Below are 17,553 nucleotides of genomic sequence, written 5' to 3' on the forward strand. Positions count from 1 at the left end.
GTGTAGCTGGTCAAAAACTCGCCGCGCTGCACCAGCGAGTCGATGATGACGGGCCGGTAATGCCGATACACACCCGCACCGAGAAAGCTCGAATAGCCAGTGGCGTTGTTCTCCGAGAAGGCGCGAAAGCGGTCCAGAATCTCCGATTCGCCATGCTGCCGGGGAATCGCAAGATCGCGTTTAAGCTGATATTCCGCAGGGATGCTCGAGAACAGATCGTCGATGGACGCGGCGCCAATTTCGGCAAGCATCTCCTCACGGTCCGCAGGGGACTTCGGCAGATAGCGCATCGTTAGTGTCCGGTCTCTTCGCTGATGAATTTTTCGTAGTCTGCGGCAGATAGAAGCCCATGGCTCTCTGCTCCATCTGTCAGGTCAAGCTTTAGCATCCACGTATTGTTGGCGTCAGCATTGATCTTTTCGGGTGCGTTGGCCAGTTCTTCGTTGATGGCTGTCACCGTGCCCGATGCCGGAGCGTACAGGTCCGAAACCGCCTTCACCGATTCCACCGACCCGAAGATCTTGCCCGCTTCGACCGTATCGCCCACCTTGGGCAGGTCGACGAAGACGATATCGCCCAGCGAGCTTTGCGCGTAGTCCGTAATGCCGACGGTGCCCTTGGCGCCGTCAACTTCAATCCACTCATGTTCCTTGGTGTACTTGTAATTCGCAGGATAGGCCATGTCTTGGGGTTTCTCCCTTTCCATTGTAGAGGGTACGGAGTTGAAAAAAGTGTGCCGCCGAGTTGTTTTAGCGCGGCCCAAATCCGGGATAAGGTTCCAACTCGGTCAGGGCAGCGATCTCCAGCATGCCCAGCTTGGCCAGGGGCAGGCTGGCCATGGCGGCACGTACCTCATCCTCGGTGGCTGCTTCAAATAAAATCGCTGAGCCGGGCATGTCCTTCCGCCGCCAGATATTGCGAACGATGCCCTCCACGTAGAGTTCACGCACGCGCTGCGATTCATTGGCGAGCAGATCCGGCGTCCACGCCTCAGCAGGAAACAAATCCATCTTTCGGCGAGTCAGAACGAGAAATTGCACAATATATCTCCTTGGAATCAGCTTTGCTGGTGGTATTGATTTATTTTCTGGGACGCTTGTAGAAAGGTGTGGGCACTACTTTGGCCTTTACCTTCTGGCCGCGGATCTCCACCCCAACTTCGGTGTCGAGAGCGGCAAATTCCACAGGCACATAGGCCAGTGCGATATTTTTCTTCAGAAAAGGCGCTGGTGATCCGCTGGTAATATCGCCAATTTTGATGCCGTCCAAAGAAAATACCGGATAGCCGTCCCGGCCAATCCCGCGTTCGATCATCTCCAGCCCAACCAGCTTGCGCCTGGGTCCACCGGCAGCTTGAATCTCCAGCAATGCTTCGCGGCCAACGAACTCCGGCTTGTCGAGCTTCGCATAGCGTCCCAGACCTGCCTCCAGCACATTGATCGTGTCCGAGATCTCATGGCCGTACAGCGCCATCGCCGACTCCAGTCGCAGCGTGTTCCGCGCACCCAGTCCGCAAGGCAGAATGCCAAACTCTGCTCCGGCCGCAAGCACTTCATTCCACACACGCTCGCTGGTCGGCACGTCAGACGGAACGTAAATCTCGAACCCATCCTCACCGGTGTAGCCGGTCCGCGCAATCATCACGTTGTGCAGACCGCACACCTGTCCCCAGGTAAACCAGTAATTTTTAATCGTGCTCAGGTCAGTCGAGGTCAGCTTTTGCAGCGTCTCTGCCGCGCGCGGCCCCTGTATGGCAAGTTGCGTGTAATAGTCGCTGAAGTCATTGATGTGGACGCCAGGCATACGCCCAATCGTCTGTCGAATCCACTGAACATCTTTCTCGCGTGTCCCTGCGTTGATGACGATCAGATAGTCATTATCGGAAAGCTTATGGACGACCACGTCGTCGACAAACGTCCCATTCGGATAGAGCATCGCCGAGTATTGCGCCTGCCCTTCCACCAGCTTCGAGGCGTCATTCATGCAAAGCTGCTGCACGGCGGCCAGCGACCCCGGCCCTCGCAGTTGAATATCGCCCATGTGCGAGACGTCGAACAACCCAACCGCAGTTCGAACTGCCATATGCTCGGCGATCAGGCCCGAATACTCCACCGGCATGTCCCATCCGCCGAAGTCAACCATCTTGGCCTTGGTGGCGCGATGTGCCGCATTCAGCGCAGTCTTGCGTAGTTCTGTCGTTGTCTCTGCCATGTCTGAATCCTTCTGTGTACCGTAGGTGTCCCACTCAAACGATAGCACTCAACCGCCTTCGAAATCTGCCCGCACCGCCGCAGGTCAGCGAGCCCGAAGATCAAACCGTAACCGACTCCCGGTACTCCCCAAATACCGCCCGCAGCACATCGGCGATTTCGCCAACAGTCGCGGAGCTCTCGACGGCATTCAAAATCCGCGGCATTAGATTGCTGCCGTCTCTGGCGGCATCCTCAACGCCCCGCAATGCAGTGGCATGAACGCTCGCATCGCGCCGCAGCCGCAGCGCCCTCACTCGTTCCACCTGCCTTGCTTCCAGCGCCTCATCCATTTGTTGAATCGGCACTGTAACCTCTTGTTCCGCGGCAAACTCGTTCACTCCTACAACCACTGCATTCCCGGCATCGATGGCCTGCTGGTAGGCATACGCAGCAGTCTGGATCTCCCGTTGCACATAGCCCTGCTCGATGGCGCGCAGCATCCCGTACTTGCCTCCACGATCAAATTCGGCAATCGTAGCCAGGTATTGTTTTGCACGCTGTTCAATCTCATTGGTCAGCGATTCTATGTAATACGACCCTGCCAGGGGATCGACCGTTTGTGGTACGCCGCTCTCATGCGCCAGTATCTGCTGCGTTCGCAATGCAATGCGCGCAGCCTGTTCCGTTGGCAGAGCCAGCGCCTCGTCAAATCCGTTCGTATGCAGCGATTGCGTTCCACCCAGCACCGAGGCCAGAGCCTGCAAGGTCTTGCGCACAATATTGTTCTCCGGCTGCTGTGCCGTCAGTGTCGACCCCGCAGTTTGCGTATGAAACCGCAGCATCCAGCTTCGCGGGTTCTTCGCGCCAAAATGATCGCGCATAATATGTGCCCACATCCTCCGCGCCGCGCGAAACTTCGCCACCTCTTCCAGCAGATTATTGTGCGCGTTGAAAAAGAAGCTCAGTCGCGGTGCAAACGCATCCACATCCAACCCGACGTCAATCGCGGCTTGCACATAGGTCATGCCATCGGCCAGCGTAAACGCCACCTCCTGCACCGCCGTGCAGCCTGCCTCGCGCATGTGATATCCGGAGATTGAGATCGTATTCCACTCCGGGATCTCGACCGCAGCCCACGCAATGATGTCAGTCGCCAGCCGCATCGCATGGCGAACCGGATAAATGTAGGTGCCGCGTGCGATGTACTCCTTCAGAATGTCGTTCTGCACCGTCCCGCTCAGCTTCTTCACATCCGCGCCTGCTCGTCGCGCCGCTGTGACATAAAGTGCCAGCAGAATCGCCGCAGTCGCGTTGATCGTCATCGAGGTCGAGATCGTATCCAGCGGAATCCCATCGAAGAGCCGCTGCATATCTTCGATCGAATCGATCGCCACCCCGACCCGCCCCACTTCGCCGAGCGCCAGCGGCGAGTCGGAGTCGTACCCAATCTGCGTCGGCAGATCGAAGGCGACGGACAACCCTTTGGTTCCGTTGGCCAGCAGAAATTTATATCGCCGGTTCGATTCCTCGGCATCGCCCATGCCGGCGTACTGCCGCATCGTCCACAGCCGCCCGCGATACATCGTCGGCTGAATCCCGCGCGTGTAAGGAAACTCCCCCGGATCGCCAAGCTCCGTGGCAGCGTCGAAACCCTCAAGGCTCCCCGCTCCATAAACAAGGTCAACAGGAATTCCAGAACTGGTTTTAGGCGACTCTCGCATGACGATGTAGTGTACTCGTTGCGTCGGCGAACTATCGTCCTTTGCCCCTGCGGTTTGCCTTCACAAAGCTGCTCACAAGAAAATACGTGAACACGGCAGCCATCATCACGCAGACCAGAAAGCGCGCATGAGCATCATGATTTGTGGCCGTCTCATGCCAATTCCCGCGCAGCTTCCATGCCCACCCGGCGCCAAAGAATGCGAAAAGCCCAAAAAACACACCCGCCAGTTCGAGCCCCAGAACTCCCGAGAGCCTGATGAATGGCTTCCAGACAGCCTCTCCAAAGCGTCTGCCGCCGCGCACCAATCCCTGCCCGGTCTGCCTTGCCTGAACCGCCGACCGTGCAGCCTGCTGCACAACGCGGGTGCCTGACGCCTTTGCCTGCTGCTCCACCTGCGTAGGTGCGGGCGATGGCGCGCTTCTTTGGGCTGTCCCTGCTGATCCGGCGGAAGGATTCGGCGCAGTCGCAGCGTCGACCGCCGTCACCAGCGTCTTTGCTGCTGCACGGGCTCCTACACCAAGCGCTCGACCGAAGCGAACCGAATCCATACTAGAAAGTGTAGCGGTTCAGCGCCTCGTTGCAACAGCCTTTGCCCCGAATCTTCAAATCGCAATCTCCAGCCGCCGCGCCACGCGAATCGCCGTTTCAAGCCGCGCCGCAAGGATCTCCCGCCCCTGCTCCCGCGCAGCCTTCAGCACCTCCGTCGGAGCGGTCTTCGGAGTGCCGCTATGAAAGGCAGGATCAGGCGCGTACTCGATCATGAGTTGAATCTGTTGGGCAGCAAAATCACCGCGCAGCAGAGCAGCGACCGTGAGCGCACCATCAATTCCCGCAGTCACGCCGGCAGCGCTGACGTGCCTCCCGTCGACCACCACGCGCGAGTCCACTGGAATCGCACCAAAGTAGGGGAGCAGGTCGAACGACGCCCAATGCGTCGTGGAGCGGACATTCCTCAGCAACCCAGCCGCTCCGCAGACCAGGGCCCCCGTACAGACGGAGAAGACATACTCCGCTCCGGCGGCTTGCTTCCGCAGGAACGAAAGCACCACTTCGTCATCCATCAGGTCTTGCTGGCCGTAGCCGCCCGGAACGACCAGCACATCAAGTTGTGGCGCTTCGGAGAGAATTTCTTCCGGCGTCAGAATGAGTCCATTGATGTCTCGAATTGGCTCCTTGGACTTTCCGATCACATGAAAGGTCGAGTTGGGGACCTGCGACAAAACCTCAAACGGCCCGGTGAAGTCGATCTGGTCCATTCGCGGGAAGATGAAAGCACCAATATGAAGGTGTCGAGCACTGGAGATATCGGTCACGCGTTGTCCTCTGCTTCTTTAGCGTACGCCCGTTCATTGAAAAAGCGCCGTATTGCGATAGCCGCCGTTCTGTTCCGTTGCATCTAACGAAAAGTTGGCGCAAAAAGGGGACAAAAAAGATGAAGAACTTTCTCTGGATGGTAGGCGCCCTCTGTGCCGCTTCGGTGGGCTTTCTGGTATGGGGACCCAAGCGCGTTAAGCCGGTGGAGGAGCTGGCCAAGCGGCTTGAGGTGGCCTGGGGCGATCACCATACGACGGTCTAGGCACCTGAAAGGGTTCCCCTGCAATATGATTGCGGCCCGCCCTGCTCCGGCGTATTCTGTACAAGTACCTCAAGGTACGTCGCAGTACCCGCAATGCCGTTCCCGCCGGTCGCGTAAGGCCGGGAATACCCGATGCGTGGTTGGTTGCATACAAAGGGCAGTCCGGAGGTGGCATTGAACCAGAAGGTCAAAAACCTTATCCAGAAACTTGGCGAAGCGATCCACGAGTCCGTATCGGAATCGGAGGACATCGCTGGCGTTGTCAAAAACATTCGCGAGCAGGGTTTTGATGTTCTCCTCATGCTGGAGGCCACCATCGGGCTCAACGAGGTTGAGGAAGAGACCGGCGAAGCGGACGAACTCCTTGCATTGCCTGCTGAAAGTGGCGAAGCTCCCTTCACCCAGAACGATCTGACCTTTTTGAGATCCCTGCGCATCAGCCTCGTTGAGGATGGCGCTCAAGAAAAGTAGCTTTCGAATTGTTCCTTGCGGCCCGGCTTCCATGCCGGGTCGTTTTTCATTTGTGCCCGGAAAATTGGAAAAATCAACATACTGAATCCTCAGGATGATAGACTCGCTTTTCCGTGGAAGCTTGTTCGCGGTTTTGTGCATCCGACTGTATAGTTCATCGTTCATAAATTTCGAGGTCGTAAAAATATGAGAGATACGCTTGGTGTTCTGCTTGCCGGTGGCGCCGGTGAACGGTTGTTCCCCTTGACCCGCGATCGCGCCAAGCCGGCCGTCCCTTTTGCCGGGCAGTACCGCATCATCGATAGCACGCTTTCCAACTGCATCAACTCCGATCTGCGTCGCGTTTATATCCTCACCCAGTACAAGGCGCTCTCGCTCAACCGACACATCCGCGAAGGCTGGGGAACGGTGGTGGCCAATGAGCTGGGCGAGTTCATCGAGATCCTTCCGCCCATGCAGCGCGTCAGCAAGAACTGGTACACCGGCACCGCCGACGCGGTCTACCAGAACATCTATTCCATCGGCTCCGAGGAGCCCAAGTACGTCATCATCCTCTCCGGCGACCACATCTACAAGATGAACTATGGCCGTATGCTCAAGCAGCATCAGGACGCAGGCGCCGACGTCACCCTCGCCACGCTGCCCATCTCTCCCGACGAGGTCTCCGCCTTCGGTGTCGTCGAGATCGCCCGCAACGGCGATGTCACCGGCTTTGTCGAGAAGCCCAGGGAGACCAGCATCCGTTCGCCCTTTACCCCGGACATGGTCGATGTTTCCATGGGCATCTATATCTTCAACACCGATGTCCTCATCCCAGAACTGCTCAAAGATGCCGAAGACCCGGAGTCCAAGCACGACTTCGGCCATGACATACTTCCCAAACTCCTGGGCCGCTTCAAGGTACAGGCATTCAACTTTGTCGACGAGAACAAGACCAAGGCGCTCTACTGGCGCGATGTAGGTACCCTCGAGGCATACTACGAGGCCAACATGGATGTGGCCGGCGTCTCGCCCACCTTCAACCTCTACGACAAGTCCTGGCCCATGCGGACGCGGCCCTACCAGTATCCTCCCGCCAAGTTCGTCTTCGGCGAACCGGGACGCACCGGTATGGCCATCAACTCCATCGTCTGCTCCGGCTCCATCGTCTCCGGAGCGGTCGTGCGCAACAGCGTCGTCTCGCACGACGTCCGCGTCAACTCCTACGCCGACGTGGACTCCAGCATCGTCTTCTCGCATGTAAACATCGGACGGCACTGCCGCATTCGCCATGCCATCCTCGACCGTGACGTTCACATCCCCGACGGCACCGTGATCGGCTACGACGCCAACGAGGACAAGAAGAACTACTTCGTCTCCGCCAGCGGCATCACGGTGGTTACGAGAGACTACTCGGTCTACGAGAACCCGGTCTCCCCGGACTTTCTCCAGCAACGGGACACCTGGTAGTTCCACCCAGGGACAAAACAAAACCGACCGCATCAGGCGGTCGGTTTTGTTTTGCAAAGTATTTCTGGATTAGTTCTTGCCAAAGCGATAAACGACACCCGCCGAGATCGCGAAGAACTCGCGCGTCTCTGTCCCGAAGTGCTCGAAGATCATGTCTGGCGAGAGGCGAACCGCGAAGTTCTTGGAGCGGTTGATATCGAGGCTGCCGCCCACCGCCGCGATTGGCTTGGTGCGGTTGGTATACAGGCCTACATCCTCAGGGGGAACGCCGCCCGTGCCGCCATCGAAGACACCGTGCGCCACGCCAAAGTATCCGTGAAGGTTGATCGCGGCGAACTGGTTCTTCGGCCCGCGCAACTGCGCGCCGAGCATACCCATATTCATGTACACCAACGGGCGGTCGATGGTACTCAAATTGGGAGGAATGGGCGCACTGGGAAATACCGGCGTCGTTCCTGCCTCGCCGCGATAATCCGCAGCCAGACCGACCCGCTTGGTCAGCCAGTAGGTGCCCAGAATCTCGCCGCCGCCGAAGTTCATCCGTGTCGGCAAGTTCTGTCCAGCCTGAAAGTTCATAAAGTTCAGGCCGCCATAGATCTCGTAGCGGTTGGCATAGCTCACTGGAGGAGCGGCAGCCAGCTTGCCTGTGGCCTGTGCCATCGCCGCCGTGCCTGCAACCAACATCGCTCCCAGCAGCATTCCACTTGCCGTGCGTGTCCCGTTCTTCCACGTCGCGGCCATCTTCAATCCCGACATCAATCTCTGCATCTTTTTTCCCAACACCTTCTCCCGCATTAGCTTCATCTTCCAAGATATAACGTCCGGGGCACATCTGCCCGATTCGCTGTATCGTATCTACAAAGTGAACGGGATTTAAGCTTTATAAAAAGAGACCGGAGTTATAAAAAAACGCGATTACGGTCTATTGGCAGGCGACAGGTATTTCCTCTCAAGTGCAGACTCCCTTTGTTTGTCATTCCCGAAGGGAATCTGCGTTTTGCCCGAATCAGCAAAACTACATCTGGAGAAGAGCCGCTCCAGGTAGTATCTGCGGTTTTGGTTTGTGCGACAATGATATGAGCCGGTTGGGGCGTTACGCATCCGGCTTGTAGGGAGAATTCTTATGGGCGATCTATTTCAACCTTGGCATCTGGCCATCCTCGCGATCATCGTTATAGTGCTGTTCGGCGGCAAGAAGCTGCCAGAGCTTGGCAAAGGGCTGGGCGAAGGTCTGCGCGGCTTCAAAGAGGGCATGAAGGGCGTCACCGACGAGATGAACAACAAGCCCGCCGAGACCACCCACGCGGTCACGCCGAAGCCTGAAGAGTCGGTCAAGTAGCTCCCGGCGCTGCGTGAGTGGGTTCAGGTCTTTCCTCTGTAGCTCTGTCCAGACAGGCATTTCCCGATGAAGCTGAAATCGCCCTATCTCATCAAACCGCATTCGACGGTTCGCATCACACGTCTTCCAGCCGGGGAGACCGGCCCTTTCAAGACAGAGGAAGCTGCCGCTCCGGTACTGGTCAAACACCGCGACCAGCTCAATACGCTGCAGGAGGTCTTCTACGCCAGCCAGCAGAAGGCGCTGCTGATCGTCCTGCAGGGCATGGACACGGCGGGAAAAGACGGCACCATTCGCCACATCTTTTCCGGCATCAATCCGCAGGGCTGCGACGTCACTGCCTTCAAGGTTCCCACACCGCTCGAAGCCCGGCACGACTTCCTGTGGCGCGCTCATAACGCCGTCCCTCCCAAGGGCATGATCGGCATCTTCAACCGGTCGCAGTACGAGGACGTCCTGTCGCCTCGGGTCCACAAGCTCATCTCCGGCAAGACCGCCCGCCAGCGCCTCGCCGACATCAACGGATTTGAGGAGATGCTCTCCGACAACGGCGTCGTCATCCTCAAGTTCTTCCTGCACATCTCGCACGAAGAGCAGACGCAACGCCTCAAGTCCCGTATCGACACGCCGGACAAGCACTGGAAGCTCTCAGAATCCGACTTCCACGAGCGCGAGTTCTGGACCGGCTACGAAGAGGCCTATAACGACATCCTCTCGGCCACCAGCCACAAACATGCGCCCTGGTTCGTCATCCCGTCCAATTACAAGTGGTACCGCAATGTCGCCATCTCGCAGATCATCGTCGACGCCATGCAGGGTCTGAAGCTCAAATATCCGTCTCCGACCTTCGACCCCAGCCACATCAAGCTATAAGCTGCTTTTTATCCGATGTATCCTCGTAAATATATAAAAATAAAGGATATAAACCCGGATGTGTCCAGATATGGTCTAGTACTTAATTATTTAGTACTAAACTACTTTCGAGCTAAATAGTTGTGCCGCAATGATTTAAGTGGAATTACAGTGTAATCATGACTACGGCTGCCGCGGCCACCAGCATTCCCAGCCCCTGCCGCCGGGTGGGCCGCTCGCTCAGCATCCAGGCGGCCAGCAATATCGTCGAAGCAGGGTAGAGAGAAGCCAGTACCGCCGCTACATCCAGCCGTCCAGCCCTTGTGGCGGCTATGAACAGCAGGTTGCCCGAGGTATCGAGCAGCGCCGTCGTCAGCGCCCAGCGCGCCGCCGTGCGGTTCAGGCGTCCCTTGGCAATTTCTGCGGTCTTGGAACTGGAGGAAAGTCCCAACAGCATCAGGGAGCACACGCTCAGGCTGCCGATTCTTGCCGTAGCCATCGGCCAGACCACGCCCGCAACCCCGGCCATCTTCAACGAAACAAAGTAGATGCCAAAGCCAATCCCCGCCGCAACCGCGAGCCAGATCGTACCCATATCAGCGGTTTTGGCCTCGGCGTTCGGCCCGGCGGCGATCAGCCAGATCGCTCCTCCAGCCACTAAAAACCCCACGATGCGAAGCAGGCCCGGCGAGCCTTCCGAGGCGATCGAGACTGCGGCCGGAATCGCCGCAGCCAGTAGGCCGCTCAAGGCAGCCGAGGCGCCCATGGCTCCACGGGAGAGAGCGACATAAAAACAGGCCAGCGAGATTCCACCGGCGACACCAGCGCCAATGCCCCAGGCCAGCGGAGCGCCGTGCGGAAAGACGTCGCCGCGCCATTGGGCGATGGCGATCAGCACGGTAAAGCTGGCCGCATGGCTCAACAGGATGACGCGCAGCGCGCCGCCCATGGTGCCGCCGGCGTTCTTTGCGCCCATGCCGCCGGAGAAGTCCCCGCCACCCCATAAAGCGGCTGCCGCCAGGGCCAGCAGAGCGTTCAGATGCAACAGGGCGAACCTACTTTGCTCGAAGGACAGATGGCTTGATGTCTTCCGCCGTGGGATAGTAGCCCGCTTTGGCAATTACCGTCAGGTTCGGTCGCAATACCTTGACCTCAATCGAGCGGTATTTTCCGTCGATAAACGGCTCGTGGGTGTAGTAGCCGATGGTGTACTGCGTCCGCACTTCCTGAGCGATCTTGGCGAAGCTGTCCTCGATGCCATGCTGCCGGAACTCGGCCTCAAAGTTGCCGCCAGTCTGCTTGGCATAGGCCTGGAGAATGTTGTCGCGCATGGTGTAGGGCAGGTGAATGCGGTCGAGGAAGCCGACCACGGGCAGGGAAGAGTCGCCCACCAGCGTGCCATAGACGGCGATCTTGTTTCGCTGTAGATACTTGACGACCTCTTTGAAGCTAGCCGTGCTGCCGTATTCCCTGCCATCGCTGATCACGTAGATTACGCGTCGACGTCCGGGCCGCGTCTTTGCCAGATGGCTTGCCGCCGCCAGAATGGCGTCGTTCAGGGTATGCACTTCCTTGGGCACGTTCAGCGTATTGCTGAGGCTGGTGCCGTGGGTCGAGTTCGTATTGGGGTCGATGTAGCTCTGCGCGCCACCGTTGAGGTTGATGTTCTGCGAGAGCGGGCCGCTGGTGTTGGCGATCAGGGCTTCCCGCCCGGTCGACTTGGAACGCTCGATCACCGCGCTCAAGCGGGCGCTCTGGGCGGCGGTAAAGTCGGTCTGCATCCGCGGGCCATTGTTGTAGGTAAAGACAGCGACTTCGTCATAGGAGGCAAACGCACCCGGCAGAGCGTCGAGCGCATTGTTGACCTTGGTCATATCGTCGTAGTTCATGCTCTGGTCGATGACGAGCGCTACCGACAGTGGAAAGGCGTCCGTCGTAAAGAGCGCCAATTGTTGGCGCAGGCCATTTTCGTACACGTGCACAGCGCGCCAGGTCAGTCCCGGCACCAGACGCTGCTTCGAATCCTTTACGGTAAACGGTACTTCGACAAAATTCGTCTGGACGTGCAGGGTGAAGGCTTCAGGTCCCTGTCCTGCCGCTGGTACCTCAGGCGGGGCGCCCTGCGCAGCCCTCTCTGCCGCCGATTGCGGCAGATTGCTGGGAGGCGCTCCGGCGTCATCGTCCGAAGATGTCGAGTTATCCGCCTGTGTGCCCTTGCCGGGCGCGATCGCGTCGAACGGCGTTGGCTGCTGTGGCCTGGGGGCATCGGGAATCGCCTGCTGCTGTGCGACTGTCTGTTGCGCGGCTGTCTGCGGTGCATGGTCCTGTGCTGCCGTCTGCTGTGCCTGCTGTGCCAGCATCATGCATGCCACAGCCCCCGCCAATATGCTGTACTTCACCAAGAACGACCCCCATGACTTTCAGCCCGGACACTAACCCGGCCAACTACCAGACTATCAGCGCGTCCTCCGCGCCGCCATCCCGTATTCGAAACCTTTTCGTTGGACGCTCGACCCACCCCTGACGTTGTGCTTCTTCACCGGGGCGGGACAGCATTTTTCCGCTGACTCCACCCCATCTTCGTCGTCTAATGAGGTATGCGCCCCTTTGTCCTGCTTGCCGCCGCGTTGTCCCTCGGTCTTTCTCTCCCGCTCCATGCGCAGGAGGCGCCTTCGCCCGATGGCCCACCTCCGCCCAGCACCGCAGCCGCCCAGCCCACCGGCGATCAGGATATCGAGACCCTGAAGGTCAACGTCAACCTTGTGAACGTCTACTTCTCCGTCCGAGACAAGGATGGCTTTATCACCAACCTGCACAAGGATGACTGCGAGATCGCGGAGGACAAGATCCCCCAGACGATCAAGAACTTCACCCAGGAGAAGAAGCTGCCACTCACCATCGGCATCCTGCTCGACACCAGCGGCAGCCAGCAGAACGTTCTTCCGCTGGAGCAGCAGTCGGGCGCCGAGTTTTTGAAGGACGTTTTGACGCCCAAGGACGAGGCCTTCCTCATATCGTTCGATATCAATGTCGATCTTCTCTCCGATTACACGAACGATCCGCGCGAGTTGAAGCGCGCCATTGATAAGGCCACCATCAACACCGGCGCGGGTACCGGCTCCGTTACCGGCAATGGGACGCCGCGTGGCACCCTGCTGTACGACGCGGTCTACCTTGCCGCCCACGACAAGCTGCGCCAGGAGGCGGGCCGCAAGGTTCTCATCATGCTTACCGACGGCGGCGACCAGGGCAGCCAGGAGACACTGAAGTCTTCCATCGAGGCTGCGCAGAAGTCGAACACCATTGTCTACGTCATCCTCATTGCAGATCGCGGGTTCTATGGCGGCGGCTTTGGCATCAATCTGGCAGACACCGGGGCTGCTGACATGAACCGTCTGGCAAAAGAGACCGGCGGCCGCGTCATCAACGTCGGCAATAACGGGAAAAAACTCGAAGACGCCTTCGACCAGATTCAGGATGAGCTGCGCACGCAGTACCTTGCCAGCTACACGCCTACGAACCTCAAGGTTGACGGGACTTTTCGTACGCTCGATATCTCCTGCCAGAAGGGGCAGAAGGTACAGGCCCGCAAAGGCTACTACGCTCTTGCCGATTCGATGGGCAACGACGACTAGATTAGTTTCTAACGCGCGTACCAAAAAGGAAGAACCCACGGGGTATCTCGTGGGTTCTTCCTTTCGTCTCTGCGTCGTTTTTCTCTATGCAAACACGAGGCACTGAGGCGCGGCCAGCTCGAAGCTCTTGCCCGAGTTTGCCAGCTTGCCGGTTTTTGCGTCGCGTGCGAAGACGGAGATGTTGTTCGAGTCCTGGTTTGCCACCAGCAGCCAGCGGTCGTTGGGGCTAAGCGCGATGTGCCGCGGAGTTTTGCCGCCGCACGAGGTCCGCTCGATCATGGTCAGCTTGCCATCTGTAGGCGAAACCGTAAACGAGGCCATGAAGTCGTTATCGCGGTTCGCGACATAGGCAAACTCGCCCTTGTGGTCGAACGCGATATCGCAGCCGCGTGTCGGCCCGGTATATCCTTCCGGCAGCAGCTTCACGGTCTGGATCTCATTCAGTTTTCCGTGTTCTGCATCCCAGTGAAAGACCACGACCGTCGAAGTCAGTTCGGTAACGCAATACACCCACTTGTTATTGGGGTGAAAGCGGAGTGCCCGCGGACCCGCGCCTGGAGCCGACTTCCACGCAGCAGGCTGGTTCGGGGTAAGTTTGGCCGTCTTCGCGTCCAGCTTGTAGATGTGGATTTCGTCGAGCCCAAGATCGTTGATGAGCAGAAAACGGTTGTCCGGAGAGACGGTGACGCGGTGAGCGTGGGCCTTTTCCTGCCGGTCGGCGTTGGGACCGTGGCCTACATAGTCAAAGAAGCTGACGGCTTCGCTTAAGTGTCCGTCGTCGCTTACATGGAAGCTGCCTGCGCTGCTGCCGGTATAGTTGGCCACGAAGACGCAGCGGCCTGTGTGATCGACGGCGACATGGCACGGGCCAGTCCTCTTCGTCGAGACGCCGTTGATCTTTGTGAGATGTCCGTTGTGCCGGTCCAGTGTAAAACCAGTCACGCCGCCGCCATCCTGCCCTTCGAAGTGATCCACCTCGCTGACAGCAAAAAGTCTCTTGCCGCCGGGTGCGAGCGCCATAAAGCTCGGGGTCTCGATCGCTGCGGCAAGTCCGGTCTGTGTCAGCTCGCCTGTCGCCTCGTCAAAGAAGTACGAGTAGATTCCTTTGCTCGCGCCCGTTGTTTGCGTTCCCACCAGCAATAACTCGCCCTTGCTGCCCCCGCTTGCGCTTGCCATTGAAGCACTCGCCGCCAATGTCGCTGCTGCCGAACTCTTCATAAATTTCCGCCTCGTCATTCCCTGCATTCATGAACTCCTTAATATTGTGCCACCCGAAAAGTCTATGCTTCCATCGTGCCGGAGTACACCGCCATGCCGGCCACGGCATCGACGCCCATCGCATCCAAAGCATCTACTTCAGCGCGCTCCTTGATGCCACCGGCGACGATGAGCTGACGGCCTGTCGTGGCGCGCAGCACCGCTGCCACGTCCATCGGGAAGCCCGTCATGGTTCCTTCTGTATCGACGTGCGTGTAGAGGAACGCGGCGCAGTAATCCTCCAACCACGTCACCGCTTCTTCAGGAGTCAGGTCTACCGAGTCCTTCCATCCCTTCACCGCAACCTTGCCACCCTTCGTATCCACGCTGAATACGAGCGCATCCTCGCCCAGTTCTTTCTTCAAGCCTGCTGCAAACTCTTTGTTGACTCCAGAAGCTCCAAACAAACTCGACCCATAGATCACGCGCTGAGCGCCAGCGTTGAGCAAAGCCTGTCCGTCTGCAGCAGTCTTTAGCCCACCCCCCACCTGGCAGGGTAGCCGCTTGCAGATCATCTCGATCAATGCGCGATTGTCTCCCTGCCGCATCGCCGCATCGAGATCGATCAACTGCACCACGGGATACTTCGAGAACCGCTCAATCCAGTACTCGAAGTCATCGAAGGCCAGCTTCAGCTTCTCGCCCTGCACCAACTGCACAATCCGTCCACCCATTAAATCAATCGAAGGTATCAACATGCGATTTTCATCCCCTTATCAAAATGTCATCCTGAGCGAGCGCAAAGCGTGAGTCGAAGAACTTCGGTTGCACTTGCCGTTGCCTGTTCTTCATCGATGCCAAGTCTCTAGCAGGGCAACCTCACCGAAACTCCGGCCTGTCGCAATTCCGCCTTCAACTCGCGTGAATCCGTTACTCCAAAATGAAAGATGCTGGCCGCCAATGCAGCGTCGGCTTTGCCTCTGCCAAACACCTCAGCAAAGTGAGCAGCCGACCCCGCGCCGCCTGAGGCAATCACCGGAATCTGCACGGCCTCGCTTACTCTCGCGGTCAACTCGCAATCGAAACCGTTGCGCATTCCGTCGGTGTCCATGCTGGTCAACAGAATCTCTCCCGCGCCACGCTGCTCCGCCTCGCGAGCCCAGTCCACAACCCGTCGGCCGGTAGGCTTGCGACCGCCGCTCACATAAACTTCGGCGTCTTCCACGCCAGCCGCGCCGCGCCGGGCATCGATGGCCACAATCACAGCCTGTGCTCCAAAGCTGCCTCCGATCTCACCAATCAACTCTGGCCGCGCAATCGCAGAGGAGTTGATGCTCACCTTATCCGCGCCCGCATCGAAGACCGCCGCTGCATCTTCCGCACTGCGAATCCCGCCACCGACGGTAAATGGAACGAATAGCGTAGCTGCCGTCCGCTTCACCGTATCGAGTAGAGTTCCGCGCCCTTCATGCGTTGCTGTAATGTCGAGCAGCACAATCTCGTCGGCCCCTGCCGCGGCATGGCGATGCGCCAGCTCCGCCGGATCACCAGCGTCGATGATGTCCACAAACTGAACCCCCTTCACCACGCGGCCACCGCGTACATCGAGACAGGCAATAATTCGTTTCGTCAGCATCTATCCCAACCTCACCGGCACAGACGCTGGGACTGCAACCTCATCGCCTTCGCAGACAATCCGGGCCAGCGAATCCATATTCTCGATCACGGCACCATGTTCGACAAACCACTCCACCAGCAATCCCTGCTTCGGCGCAGGCACATGGAACTCCATCGCTCCATCGGTCACGGTGCAAACCGCCTGTCCCGTTCCCACCAGCGATCCCGCAGGCACCAGCTGTTGTACGAAGGTGTAGGACGGCTCCTCGGCTGCGATCTTTAGCTCATACATAAATGGCATGATTACAACTCCACAAAGTTCTTCAAGACCTGTAAGCCCACGGCGCTCGACTTCTCCGGATGAAACTGCACACCCATGACATTCTCTTGCTCGACGACTCCCGTAAACGCTCCGCCATATTCTGTAACCGCAGCAGTTGCATCGACTACCGGAGCGCGCCAGGAGTGCGTGTAGTAAACAAAACCGCCATTCTGCACGCCGCGCAGGAGTTTCGAATCCTGGCGCACACCTTCGAGCGAGTTCCAGCCCACGTGTGGCGACTTCAACTCCGCGCCTTCGAACAAGGCAGGGAAGCGCTCGCACATTCCCGCAAAGTGTCCTAGTCCGGCTACATCGGTGGCTTCGGTCGAGCCTTGAAACAGCCATTGCAGCCCGACACAAACTCCCAGAAACCACGCGCCGGTCTTCACACTTTCGCGCACCGCCTCGGTCAATCCGAGATCGGCCAGCAATTGTGTCGCTTGAAAGTGTCCTACCCCTGGCAGCACGACCTTCGATGCCGAGCGCACCACCTCCGGGTCCTGTGTCACCTGCGTCTCAGCGCCAAGGTATTTGAGCGCTTTGACTACGCTGGTCAGATTTCCCGCTTTGTAATCAATGACAGCGATCACAGCAAACCCTTTGTGCTAGGCAGCATTTCGCGCATTCTCTCATCACGCGAACAAGCTCCGCGCAGCGCTCGTGCGAATGCCTTGAAGATTGCCTCGATCTTGTGGTGATTCGAGCGGCCATACATGGTCTTCACATGCACATTCGCCTTGGCTCCGCGAGCGAATCCATCGAAGAAGTCCGCCAGCAGCTCGCTCTGGAAATCTCCTACCAGTCGCACCTTCACCTTGTCATCGACGACGTAGGCCACGCGTCCGCTCAGGTCTACAGCGGCAACGGCGAGCGTCTCATCCATCGCCATCACAAAGTATCCAGCGCGCATGATGCCCTTCTTATCGCCGAGCGCCTTATTGAATGCCTCGCCCAGCGCGATGCCGACATCTTCGACGGTGTGGTGTTGATCGACATCCAGATCGCCCGTACACTTCAGCGTCAGGTCAAACCCTCCATGCCGCGTGAACAGCTCGAGCATGTGGTCGAAGAACCGTATCCCGGTCGAGACCTTATAGACTCCCTGGCCGTCGACGACCAGCTTGAGCGCAATCTGCGTCTCTGTTGTGTCGCGCTTTACCGTTCCTGTTCGAACCTTGCT

At 58.3% G+C, this 17,553-nt stretch carries 21 protein-coding genes and 1 pseudogene; 6 read left to right on the top strand and 16 right to left on the bottom strand.

The genetic code is table 11. The features are described from left to right. From VMU57_RS18005 to VMU57_RS18035, 7 genes and pseudogenes are all read right to left on the bottom strand, one after another. Window positions 1-290 (bottom strand): annotated as a pseudogene (locus tag VMU57_RS18005) (glycine dehydrogenase); the annotation flags it as partial. Window positions 291-292: 2 nt separating this feature from the next. Further along, complete coding sequence (gene gcvH / locus VMU57_RS18010; protein WP_325385939.1) at window positions 293-682, bottom strand: glycine cleavage system protein GcvH; 390 nt, start codon at window positions 680-682, stop codon at window positions 293-295. Window positions 683-749: 67 nt separating this feature from the next. Next, window positions 750-1,040, bottom strand: a complete 291-nt coding sequence (locus VMU57_RS18015; protein ID WP_325385941.1) for a muconolactone Delta-isomerase family protein — start codon at window positions 1,038-1,040, stop codon at window positions 750-752. A 40-nt stretch (window positions 1,041-1,080) separates the two neighbouring features. After that, window positions 1,081-2,211 carry a glycine cleavage system aminomethyltransferase GcvT gene (gcvT, locus tag VMU57_RS18020; protein WP_325385943.1) on the bottom strand — a complete coding sequence of 377 codons (1,131 nt, stop codon included), beginning with the start codon at window positions 2,209-2,211 and terminating at the stop codon, window positions 1,081-1,083. A gap of 100 nt (window positions 2,212-2,311) precedes the next feature. Next, window positions 2,312-3,913, bottom strand: a complete 1,602-nt coding sequence (locus VMU57_RS18025) for an acyl-CoA mutase large subunit family protein (protein ID WP_325385945.1) — start codon at window positions 3,911-3,913, stop codon at window positions 2,312-2,314. A gap of 31 nt (window positions 3,914-3,944) precedes the next feature. Further along, the gene (locus VMU57_RS18030) at window positions 3,945-4,463 is read right to left on the bottom strand and encodes a hypothetical protein (RefSeq protein WP_325385947.1); all 519 of its coding nucleotides are present in this window, start codon (window positions 4,461-4,463) and stop codon (window positions 3,945-3,947) included. 54 nt (window positions 4,464-4,517) lie between these two features. Continuing rightward, window positions 4,518-5,228: a DJ-1/PfpI family protein gene (locus tag VMU57_RS18035; RefSeq protein WP_325385949.1), complete on the bottom strand. Its 711-nt coding sequence runs from the start codon at window positions 5,226-5,228 to the stop codon at window positions 4,518-4,520. Window positions 5,229-5,347: 119 nt separating this feature from the next. Here VMU57_RS18035 and VMU57_RS18040 point away from each other — a divergent pair, with 119 nt between their 5' ends. The 3 genes from VMU57_RS18040 to glgC all read left to right on the top strand — a co-directional run bounded on the left by VMU57_RS18040 (window position 5,348) and on the right by glgC (window position 7,411). Beyond that, window positions 5,348-5,491, top strand: coding sequence for a hypothetical protein (locus tag VMU57_RS18040; RefSeq protein WP_325385951.1), 144 nt, complete (start codon window positions 5,348-5,350; stop codon window positions 5,489-5,491). Between the two features lie 168 nt (window positions 5,492-5,659). Then, window positions 5,660-5,962 carry a hypothetical protein gene (locus tag VMU57_RS18045; protein WP_414648679.1) on the top strand — a complete coding sequence of 101 codons (303 nt, stop codon included), beginning with the start codon at window positions 5,660-5,662 and terminating at the stop codon, window positions 5,960-5,962. Between the two features lie 186 nt (window positions 5,963-6,148). Then, window positions 6,149-7,411: a glucose-1-phosphate adenylyltransferase gene (gene glgC, locus VMU57_RS18050; RefSeq protein WP_325385955.1), complete on the top strand. Its 1,263-nt coding sequence runs from the start codon at window positions 6,149-6,151 to the stop codon at window positions 7,409-7,411. A gap of 69 nt (window positions 7,412-7,480) precedes the next feature. On the opposite strand, the gene VMU57_RS18055 is transcribed toward glgC, so the two are convergent. After that, window positions 7,481-8,179 (bottom strand): hypothetical protein, encoded by a 699-nt coding sequence (locus tag VMU57_RS18055; RefSeq protein ID WP_325385957.1) that lies wholly within the window; start codon window positions 8,177-8,179, stop codon window positions 7,481-7,483. A gap of 355 nt (window positions 8,180-8,534) precedes the next feature. Between VMU57_RS18055 and tatA the strand changes: the two genes are divergently transcribed. Together tatA and VMU57_RS18065 are read left to right on the top strand one after the other, a co-directional pair. Next, window positions 8,535-8,750 carry a twin-arginine translocase TatA/TatE family subunit gene (gene tatA / locus VMU57_RS18060; protein WP_325385959.1) on the top strand — a complete coding sequence of 72 codons (216 nt, stop codon included), beginning with the start codon at window positions 8,535-8,537 and terminating at the stop codon, window positions 8,748-8,750. A 66-nt stretch (window positions 8,751-8,816) separates the two neighbouring features. Then, on the top strand, window positions 8,817-9,623 hold the full coding sequence (locus VMU57_RS18065; RefSeq protein WP_325385961.1) for a polyphosphate kinase 2 family protein: 807 nt from the start codon (window positions 8,817-8,819) through the stop codon (window positions 9,621-9,623). A 145-nt stretch (window positions 9,624-9,768) separates the two neighbouring features. On the opposite strand, the gene VMU57_RS18070 is transcribed toward VMU57_RS18065, so the two are convergent. Continuing rightward, window positions 9,769-10,647 carry an EamA family transporter gene (locus VMU57_RS18070; protein ID WP_325385963.1) on the bottom strand — a complete coding sequence of 293 codons (879 nt, stop codon included), beginning with the start codon at window positions 10,645-10,647 and terminating at the stop codon, window positions 9,769-9,771. 10 nt (window positions 10,648-10,657) lie between these two features. Beyond that, entirely contained in the window at window positions 10,658-11,965 is a 1,308-nt protein-coding gene (locus VMU57_RS18075; protein WP_325385979.1) for a VWA domain-containing protein, read from the bottom strand. 234 nt (window positions 11,966-12,199) lie between these two features. Between VMU57_RS18075 and VMU57_RS18080 the strand changes: the two genes are divergently transcribed. Then, window positions 12,200-13,237 (top strand): VWA domain-containing protein, encoded by a 1,038-nt coding sequence (locus VMU57_RS18080; protein WP_325385965.1) that lies wholly within the window; start codon window positions 12,200-12,202, stop codon window positions 13,235-13,237. 84 nt (window positions 13,238-13,321) lie between these two features. On the opposite strand, the gene VMU57_RS18085 is transcribed toward VMU57_RS18080, so the two are convergent. The 6 genes from VMU57_RS18085 to hisB all read right to left on the bottom strand — a co-directional run. Beyond that, complete coding sequence (locus VMU57_RS18085; protein WP_325385967.1) at window positions 13,322-14,455, bottom strand: lactonase family protein; 1,134 nt, start codon at window positions 14,453-14,455, stop codon at window positions 13,322-13,324. A gap of 62 nt (window positions 14,456-14,517) precedes the next feature. Further along, entirely contained in the window at window positions 14,518-15,192 is a 675-nt protein-coding gene (locus VMU57_RS18090; RefSeq protein WP_325385969.1) for a HisA/HisF-related TIM barrel protein, read from the bottom strand. 107 nt (window positions 15,193-15,299) lie between these two features. Continuing rightward, window positions 15,300-16,070, bottom strand: coding sequence for an imidazole glycerol phosphate synthase subunit HisF (gene hisF / locus VMU57_RS18095; protein WP_325385971.1), 771 nt, complete (start codon window positions 16,068-16,070; stop codon window positions 15,300-15,302). Next, entirely contained in the window at window positions 16,071-16,352 is a 282-nt protein-coding gene (locus VMU57_RS18100) for a biotin/lipoyl-containing protein (RefSeq protein WP_325385973.1), read from the bottom strand. A 2-nt stretch (window positions 16,353-16,354) separates the two neighbouring features. After that, complete coding sequence (hisH, locus tag VMU57_RS18105) at window positions 16,355-16,963, bottom strand: imidazole glycerol phosphate synthase subunit HisH (RefSeq protein WP_325385975.1); 609 nt, start codon at window positions 16,961-16,963, stop codon at window positions 16,355-16,357. Further along, window positions 16,960-17,553: imidazoleglycerol-phosphate dehydratase HisB (hisB, locus tag VMU57_RS18110; RefSeq protein ID WP_325385977.1), on the bottom strand; the 594-nt coding region annotated here is incomplete at its 5' end. The genes hisB and hisH, both read right to left, overlap by 4 nt.

It is taken from the genome of Edaphobacter sp. (assembly GCF_035532915.1).
GTDB lineage: Bacteria > Acidobacteriota > Terriglobia > Terriglobales > Acidobacteriaceae > Edaphobacter.